This window comes from Methanofollis sp., from assembly GCF_028702905.1.
GTDB lineage: Archaea > Halobacteriota > Methanomicrobia > Methanomicrobiales > Methanofollaceae > Methanofollis.
This window is the reverse complement of sequence record NZ_JAQVNX010000099.1, coordinates 1-7,728: the sequence shown is the minus strand read 5'-3', so window position 1 is coordinate 7,728 and position 7,728 is coordinate 1. Positions and strand designations below refer to the sequence as shown.

Annotated in this window: 9 protein-coding genes; 3 read left to right on the top strand and 6 right to left on the bottom strand. The window is 60.6% G+C overall.

Annotated features, from left to right (window positions below; all coding sequences use genetic code 11):
* The first annotated feature begins 21 nt into the window (after positions 1–21).
* Positions 22–948: an AEC family transporter gene (locus tag PHP59_RS10350; RefSeq protein WP_300166679.1), complete on the top strand. Its 927-nt coding sequence runs from the start codon at positions 22–24 to the stop codon at positions 946–948.
* Between the two features lie 3 nt (positions 949–951).
* Here PHP59_RS10350 and PHP59_RS10345 read toward each other — a convergent pair whose 3' ends face one another.
* A complete protein-coding gene (locus tag PHP59_RS10345; protein WP_300166678.1) occupies positions 952–1,146 on the bottom strand; it encodes a YwbE family protein in 195 nt (64 codons plus the stop codon).
* A gap of 73 nt (positions 1,147–1,219) precedes the next feature.
* Between PHP59_RS10345 and PHP59_RS10340 the strand changes: the two genes are divergently transcribed.
* Entirely contained in the window at positions 1,220–1,639 is a 420-nt protein-coding gene (locus PHP59_RS10340; RefSeq protein WP_300166676.1) for a hypothetical protein, read from the top strand.
* Between the two features lie 171 nt (positions 1,640–1,810).
* On the opposite strand, the gene ftsA is transcribed toward PHP59_RS10340, so the two are convergent.
* Together ftsA and PHP59_RS10330 are read right to left on the bottom strand one after the other, a co-directional pair.
* Entirely contained in the window at positions 1,811–3,160 is a 1,350-nt protein-coding gene (ftsA, locus tag PHP59_RS10335; protein ID WP_300166674.1) for a coenzyme F390 synthetase, read from the bottom strand.
* A 303-nt stretch (positions 3,161–3,463) separates the two neighbouring features.
* Positions 3,464–3,823: an NUDIX domain-containing protein gene (locus PHP59_RS10330; RefSeq protein ID WP_300166672.1), complete on the bottom strand. Its 360-nt coding sequence runs from the start codon at positions 3,821–3,823 to the stop codon at positions 3,464–3,466.
* Between the two features lie 46 nt (positions 3,824–3,869).
* On the opposite strand from PHP59_RS10330, the gene PHP59_RS10325 reads away from it, so the two are divergent.
* Entirely contained in the window at positions 3,870–4,496 is a 627-nt protein-coding gene (locus tag PHP59_RS10325; RefSeq protein WP_300166670.1) for a phosphoribosylanthranilate isomerase, read from the top strand.
* Here PHP59_RS10325 and PHP59_RS10320 read toward each other — a convergent pair.
* The 3 genes from PHP59_RS10320 to PHP59_RS10310 all read right to left on the bottom strand — a co-directional run.
* Positions 4,435–5,415 carry a flavodoxin domain-containing protein gene (locus PHP59_RS10320; RefSeq protein ID WP_300166668.1) on the bottom strand — a complete coding sequence of 327 codons (981 nt, stop codon included), beginning with the start codon at positions 5,413–5,415 and terminating at the stop codon, positions 4,435–4,437. The genes PHP59_RS10325 and PHP59_RS10320 overlap by 62 nt on opposite strands.
* Before the next feature lie 263 nt (positions 5,416–5,678).
* Positions 5,679–7,496, bottom strand: coding sequence for a DUF2207 domain-containing protein (locus tag PHP59_RS10315; protein ID WP_300166666.1), 1,818 nt, complete (start codon positions 7,494–7,496; stop codon positions 5,679–5,681).
* 11 nt (positions 7,497–7,507) lie between these two features.
* Positions 7,508–7,728: LemA family protein (locus tag PHP59_RS10310; RefSeq protein WP_300166664.1), on the bottom strand; the 221-nt coding region annotated here is incomplete at its 5' end.

The window sequence follows — 7,728 nt, the reverse complement described above, 5'->3', positions numbered from 1 at the left end:
CCGGCGGCAGAGAGGCGAATAATGGACTTTGTTAGTGTCTTCAATCAGATTGTAATCCTTTTCCTTCTCATCCTGACCGGATATGCAGCCCGGAGAATGGGTGTGTTCGACGACCATACGACGAGCGGGGCATGCAGTTTCCTCGTCCGGGTCGCCCTTCCGGCCCTGATCATCTCGTCGATGATGGTGCCCTTCAGTGCCGACCTTCTCTCGGCCTGCGAGGGGATGCTCCTGATCTCGGTGGTCTTCTATGCGATCTCCCTGGTCGTCGCCTGGTACCTCCCCAAACTGCTCGGGTCTTCTGAGGAAGAAAAGGGAGTTTATGGCTTTCTCCTGATGTTCTCGAACACGGCATTCATGGGTTTTCCGGTCGTCGACGCGGTCTTCGGAAAAGAGGCGCTCTTTTACACGGCGATCTTCAACCTTCCCTTCAACCTTCTGGTCTTCTCGATCGGGATCCTCATGCTCACTCAATACAAGAACGGTGCCAGTTCCCGGTTCGACCCGAAGATCCTCCTGAACCCTGGTATTATCGCCGTCGTTGTCGGGTTTCTCTTCTTCCTGCTCTCGGTGAGGCTGCCGGTGCCGGTTGAGGGGGCGATCTCGGCCCTCGGGTCATTGACGACCCCTCTCTCGATGATCGTCATCGGTGCGATGCTCGCGAGGATCGCGCCGTCCGAGATCTTTGCAGGGTGGCGGGTCTATGTAATCACGGCGGCACGCCTCCTCCTCCTCCCCCTCGTTGTATGGGCGGTGCTCTCGCCGTTCATCTCCGACCCCTATCTGTTGGGGGTGCCGGTGATCATGGCGGCGATGCCGGCGGCCGCGAATGCGGCCATCCTTGCCGAAGAGTACGAGGCGAACACACGTCTTGCGTCACAGGGAGTCTTTATCTCGACCCTCTTCTGTACCCTGACCATCCCCTGCATTGCCGTGCTGGTCGTCTGAGGGTCAGGAGATTATCTCCTGGACCCTTCCTACCTTCCCGTCCTTCAACCGTACCTTGATCCCGTGGGGGTGAGAGGCTGAGTTGGTGAGGATCTCCGCCACAGTGCCGCGGGTTCTCTTTCCTGTCCTCTGGTCTGCTTTGAGGACGATGTCGACGAGCATTCCCGGTTTTATGTTCTGTCTGTAATGGCCGTTCATGAGAGTACTCCAGGTTCAATTGAATAACACTTTTAATGTTGCCAGAGGAATAGGTTATGAGAGTGGATTTACAATGGGTGCATCTAAAGAGGCTGTTTACAATACCGTGGAGCGCGACCTCAAAAAGGCATACAGGGCCGAAGAAGGTTGGACTCTCGCGCGGCGCCCCCAGATCGCCGCCGCCCCTGACTACCTTCTGAGCAGGAAGCGCTCCGGTAAGACGGAAAATGTTCTGGTGAACGTCCGCCTCGCCGCCGTGGTCGGTGCCGATGAGTTCAGCCGTCTGAAGGAGATGACCGAACGCTGCGCTGCCCATGGTATGGCAGTGAACAAGGCTGTTCTTGTTGTCCCGCAGGACGTTGTCCTCCCCGGGAATGTCGGGGATGTCGACCTCTTCTACCTCAACACCTATGCTGTCAAGAACGGCGAGGTGATCTGGTCGAGGAGCAACCTGCGCACGTCTGAAGGAAAAATGATCCTTGAGACGGCGTGAAAATCTAAAAATCTTTTTTTCTCCTAAAAAAAAGGATGTTAGGTGCCAGAAATTGGGCCTGAAGTTGATGCCGCCTGATGGTGTGCCTCCAACTCCAGCGATTAAGTCCTTGTTCCCCGGACTATTAAATCTAACTATTTAACTTTATAATTTTGTTAACGCACGGCACTCTCACCGTCGGTCCACAAGCCTCTTCGGCCGGCCCTTCACCGCGGCGAGTTCCAGGCCCCCTGGCGGGGTGAAGTGGAAGAGGATCCTGAGCCTCCCCCCTTCATGGGCCTCCTGCAGGTCGGCCCTGTCCGCGAGGAGAGCGTCGGTGAAGGCGCGTTCTATGGCCTTCCTGTCGGCGCGTGCCGGGTCTGCACATTCCAGGCTCACCCGCAGGATCGTCTCGTCCTCGTCGCCGTACACGAAGGCCTCGTACTCCCCGGTGATGCTGTCCAGGTTGTCAGGCTGGAAGACGGCGCGCTCGATCTCGATCCTGTTGACCGAGCAGCCCTGGATGACCACTGTCTCGGCCTCGCGCCAGGGGGGCAGGATCTTCAGGTGCGTCCTGCCGCAGGCGCACCTCCCCCTGGTGACCACTCTGCTCCAGTCCTCGGTGTCGTAGTTGAGGAGGAGGGTGCCGGCCTTCCCTCCGGGAGGGAGAAGGGTGGTCAGGACGAGCCGCCCGTCCTCGCCGTCCTTCACGAACCGGCCCATCGCCGGGTCGTAGAGGTCAACGTGGGCGAGGTCTTCGGGGCAGTGAAGGCCCTGCTTCACGCTGCACTCGCCGCACATCGTCCCTTCGGTCGAGCCGTAGGTGTTGTAGGCGTCGCAGCCCCAGACCTTCTCCAGGTAGGCCCGGGACTCCTCTGCAAAGCCCTCGCCGCCGATGATGAGGCGGCGCACCCCCGACTCTGCCGGGTCTATACCGTCTGCCCTGAGCCTCCGGGCAAGCCTGAGGAGTTTGAAGACGCTCCCGACGATAACCGTCGGGCGGTAGTTCCGGATCACCCTGACCGGGAAGGTGCACTTCCCTTCGGGGACGACAGAGAGGCCCACCAGGTGTGCGGCGAGGGTCATGGTGTTCGCCCCGATGTTCATGCCATAGGAGGCGCAGACGACGAGGCGGTCGCCGGGGACAAGCTCCTCCATCGTAAAGGCCCGGGCGTACTTCTCGGCGTAGCGTTCCCAGTCTTCCCAGGTGAGAAAGAAGGACTTGGGGATGCCGCTCGTGCCGGTCGTCTCGTGGATGGTGAAGACGTCCTTATTCTTGACGGAGAGGAAAGCGAAGTCGGGCGTGTTCGGGGGCTGGTTCTCCCGGATCGTGTTGCCCTCGACGATCGGGAGTTCGAGAAGGTCTTCATGGCAGGTGACGGACGCCGGGTCGATCCGGTGGGCGGCAAACCATCTCCTGTAGAAGGGGGAGTGTTCCGAGGCGTAGCGCACGGTGTACTTCACCCGCTCGTCGACGAGGGCGTCGAGGTCGCCGCGCTCCATCGTCTCGATCGTCTCGTTCCAGTACAACTCCGGGGCCATGTGCTGAAGGGGGGTGGAGGTGTTATATTTGTTCGGTTATGGAAGATCTCTTTTGGGAGTACTGGTGGGGATTTTCTTCGAAGGTCTTCGACCTTCTCGGCTCCCTCCAGTTTAGGACTGTCACGGGAAGGCCATCTCCCTGCATGGATCTCGGCCCTGTCTTCCCGGGCCCAGTCTTGAGGGGGTTCTGGGGGCAACAGCCCCCGGTTCCGATTTAGGGGAAGGCGTTGTATCCAAACTCTCCTCGTGAGTTCAGATGATCGGCTTGGCAAAAGTATGAGTTTGGGATTTCTACAGCGCAATTCATTCCTTCATCCGAAGATATCTGTCGATGATTGCCCGGGTGTTCCTGGAGACATTGATGTGACTCCCCGGTCGGTACCATGCAATCTTTTTGATCTCATTGCACGGCCTCGGCGTCCCTTTCACCTTCATCCGAAAGACTTTTGCTTTGAGATGAGTGAAGAGATATCTTACTTCGATGGGATAGAGTCCTGTTTCCTCCTTTAACTCCCTGATCGCAGTTATGATCTGGAGTTCATCCTCTCTTGCACCTCCGCCAGGGAGGAGATAGACACCTCCGTCACCATGAGTAACAACGAGGATCCCTCTTCGACTCTCGATGATTGCCGTCCCCCTCCGCCGGTCGTATGCGCCTGCCATCGAAGAAGGGTTATGGTCTCATCGATGCAAAGAGGTTGTGATAGCGATGCATGACCTGATGCGGAGTCAGTCCTACGTGAGAGTGAAGATCTGCGGCGTGACGCGCGTGGAGGACGCCGTCACGGCCGAGGAGGCGGGTGCCGATGCCGTCGGCGTGGTGATGTACTCCGACTCGCCCCGTTCCATCGGCCTGGAGAAGGCGGAGGAGATCTTCGCCGCGCTCGGCCCCTTTGTGGCGCGGGTTGTGGTGACCCACACGACCTCTCCGGCCGACCTCGACCGTGTGCTTGCCCTCCACCCGACGGCCGTGCAGGTCTCCTATCCCCATGAGGTGCCGCCGGCTGCGGGTGCACGGGTGATCAGGGTGGTCGAAGGCGTCCCCCTCCCGCCCCGTGCCGATGCCTATATCGTGGACAGGAGTTGCGGGACAGGCAGGCCCTTCGACGGTGAGGCGGTGCGTGAGGTCATGCGGGAGAGTCGGGTGCCTGTGGTCCTCGCGGGAGGGCTCGGTCCCCGGAATGTCAGGGCCGCGGTGGAGGCGTTCCGCCCCTATGCAGTGGACGTCTGTTCGGGCGTGGAGCAGGAACCGGGCGTGAAAGACCCTGCCCTGATCAGGGCATTTGTGGCAGCGGCACGCGGCCTCTCGCCTGAGGAAAGCGGTAGACCTGCCTGATCGCGCATCCTTCTTTTTTGAATACGGCATTGAGGTACTCGGCCTTGAGGGGCGTGATCCTGATGACGTTCATCTCGATCGTGAGGCCTGCAAGCCTCTCCATGTCGATGCCCCTGAGAGTGAGGGCCTCCCTGTGGCCCGGGCTCTCCGGCCTGAGGACCTCGGCCCGGCCCATGAGCTGAAGCCCCCTGATCTCCTCGGGCGAGGTGTCGTCATTGTAGATGGCGAGGGCGGCCGCGGGGTTCTGGATGAGGTGGGCGAACTTCTCCCCCCCTTCGCTGTAGATGTAGACCATGCCGTTGGCATAGAGATAGTCGACAGGTGTCGCCCTCACCCGGTCCCCGTGGCCGGTCGCAAGGACGCCGGTCCGGTGGGCCCGGAGGAAGGTCTCGATCCCGGCGAGGAGTTCTTCTTCGGGCACCCGGCCCTCCAGGCACTCGTTCTTCTCCCGCAGGGCCAGGGCAAAGGCGGCGACCGCCCCCATGTCTGTGAGGTCGCGGTCTTCGAGGACGAATCCGGTCTTCCGGGCATAGAGGGTGAGGGCGGTCAGGTCATCCCTGTCGAGCCGTGCGGTATCGAGACGGCCGCCGAAGGCGACGGCAGGCACCTCCCTCCCGAGACGGTCCCTGAGCTCGGCAAGGTAGGCCCGGCCCTTCGGGATGTTCAGGCAGGTGCAGAAGAGGGCGACCGGCTTTTTCTTCAGCCAGCCTGCATTGGTCTCGACAAAGCGCCGGATAGAGGGGGCGATGTCGCCGTTGTAGATGGGCGTGCCGATCACGAAGAGGTCGAAGGACATGAGGTCGCCCGTGAACTCATCGGGCCTGCAGGTCCGTGCCGGCCCGAGGACGAGTGCGATCGCCCCGGCAATCTCCTTTGTCGCCCCGTATTTGCTCTCATAGATGACACACGTCCGCTGCATATGCTCCCCTCTGGCATACATACTATTAAATATCTGGTGCTCCGTGGCCGGGCCCCGGACAGAGACCCGGGTGAATCCGCCGTTATTTCTCTCTCGGCTCTCCATAATGATACGTTCTCGGGTCAGGGAAGAACGAAAATGGCATTCTGAAGAGGGTGATTGCCCTCCCTCCCCCTATCTGAATGAGGGTTTCGTCGAGAATACAAAAGTTTCAGAGTTGAAAATTCTCAGAGTCAAAAAAAGATAGTGTGGCCGTCGGGATTTTATCTCCCGCCGACGCCACCTCCGCCGAAACCTCCGCCGCCGCCAAAGCCGCCTCCACCGCCGAAACCGCCTCCGCCACCGCCGCTCGACGGCGGGGAGAAGGCGACGATTGGAATGAAGGCAAGGTGCATGTTGGAATAGAGGGGCATGCCCGCCTCTTCAAAGCTGATGTTCAGGCCCTTCATCGCCTCCTCGACCTTGTCGCCGACGCCGAGGGCGGTGCCGTAGACCAGCCACTCGCCCCACATCGAGACGTCTTCAGGGGTGTACTTCCTGATCTGCGCAAGGTCGGAGAGGAAATGGGCGAAGGCGTCCCACTCCAGTTTCTCCTTGTAGTGATCGTCCTTCCAGTGCCCGAAGAGGGTGGAGGGGAAGACGAGGGCGATGATCACCTGGACGACGGCCGCCACCGCGAGGAGGATCGCGGGGATGGCGATGTACTCCGTCGCCGGGGCGAGGACGATGACCAGGATCCCAAGGCCGAGGACGAGAAGGCCGGGGAAGAGGAGAGGTGCGACAAAGCCCCGGCCGTCCACCGCATATTTCCCGGAGAGTGAGGTGTCCACGCTGCTCTGGAGGGCCTTCAGGCTGCTCTGGAACTGGGTGAGCGTCGTCTCCGCCGTCCTGTCGTGTGCGGCCCTGGACGAGAGGGCTTCGAGGGTAGCGGTGTCGAAGGTTCCGCCTTTCGTGAGGTTGGAGAGATAGGTGAGGACTCTCTGCTCGTACCTGTCGTCCGAACTTGTCCTGTTGACGGTGATCAGCACGCCCTTCCCGTCTGTCTTCTCCTTGACCGTCACCGCGCCCTTCCTGTGGAGGTCGAGCACGGTCGCATAGAAACCGTTCTCGTCGAACTCGTTCACGTCGCCCTTGAAGAGGAGGTTTACCTGCCAGGGCTTGAGGGAGGTGTTCGGCGTGACACTGAGGTATTCGGGGACAGTGTAGCCGTTCTCCTGCCCGTACCGGCGGTACAGCCAGAAGAGGATGAGGGGGAGTGCGAGGACCAGCAGGACGGCAAGGGTGTGCAGCCCTGACGCCGCCTGGTACGGGAGGTTGTACCAGAACGCGCCTGACTCGGTCTGTCCCCTGACATCGTCCATCTGCCGCGGGAACCCGTCGATCCGATCCTTCGCGCCGGCAGGCAGGAGGAGTTCCACCGCGACGGGGTCGTTCCCCGCGGCCGCTCCGGTGATTGTCACGGTGCCGCCGTTCTGCTCCACGACAAGGCCGGGGGGATAGGCGTACACGGCCTCGATCCCCTCCCAATCAGGGAGGGTGATGGAGAGGTGGCGGTACGGGATGTGCTCTCTCACGAGTTTGATGTTCAGGTGGGTGGCGGTGCTGTCGTACTCGACCGGCGGCCTGACCTGGAAGGTGTACTCGACGGTGTACGTCCCGGCGTCGAAGTAGCCGGGGTTATAGATGCCGACCTCGTTCGGGTAGGCCTTCTCCCTGATGAACTCCTTCTCGGACTCGGATGCGCCCGGCGAGGCGGTGATCCCGCCGGATTCGTCCTTTGCGTAGCCGATGGCCCCTGCGGGCACGTCCATGCCGACATACTTGATATGCGGCATCGACCCGTCAGAGAAGAGGAGGGGATCGTCGAAGTAACGGAAGAGCATCCTGTACTCTCCGTCTGCCTTCACCTCATAGGTGTATCTCTCTATCAGGGTACCATTCTCGAAGAGGGTCGCCTGGTAGTCGTCGACGACGAGGTCGCCTTCGAGGAGAGAGGGCAGGACGACTGTGGCACCGGCGGCGAGAAGACCGATAAAAAGGGTGATGAGGACGAGGGCAGCGATCTGCCTGTTTTCACTCAACCTCTGTCACCTCAGAACTCGATCTTCGGCGCCTTCTCGATCTCTTCCTCGAACTCCAGGTACTCGAGTTTCTTCATGTGGATGAGGGAGGCGACGATGTTTGAGGGGATCGTCTCGGTCATCGTGTTGAGCTGCTGGGCGATGTTGTTGTAGGTGTAGCGCTGGCGGGCGATCTCGTCCTCGATATTCCTGATGGAGGACATCAGTTCAGAGACGGTCGCCTGGGTCTTGA

What these genes read in the sequence shown, in the direction of transcription:
- PHP59_RS10325 (WP_300166670.1), top strand. Translation starts at nt 3,870, where the DNA reads ATGCATGACCTGATGCGGAGTCAGTCCTACGTGAGAGTGAAGATCTGC.
- PHP59_RS10320 (WP_300166668.1), bottom strand. Translation starts at nt 5,415, where the DNA reads ATGCAGCGGACGTGTGTCATCTATGAGAGCAAATACGGGGCGACAAAG.
- PHP59_RS10330 (WP_300166672.1), bottom strand. Translation starts at nt 3,823, where the DNA reads ATGGCAGGCGCATACGACCGGCGGAGGGGGACGGCAATCATCGAGAGT.
- PHP59_RS10340 (WP_300166676.1), top strand. Translation starts at nt 1,220, where the DNA reads ATGGGTGCATCTAAAGAGGCTGTTTACAATACCGTGGAGCGCGACCTC.
- PHP59_RS10350 (WP_300166679.1), top strand. Translation starts at nt 22, where the DNA reads ATGGACTTTGTTAGTGTCTTCAATCAGATTGTAATCCTTTTCCTTCTC.
- ftsA (WP_300166674.1), bottom strand. Translation starts at nt 3,160, where the DNA reads ATGGCCCCGGAGTTGTACTGGAACGAGACGATCGAGACGATGGAGCGC.
- PHP59_RS10345 (WP_300166678.1), bottom strand. Translation starts at nt 1,146, where the DNA reads ATGAACGGCCATTACAGACAGAACATAAAACCGGGAATGCTCGTCGAC.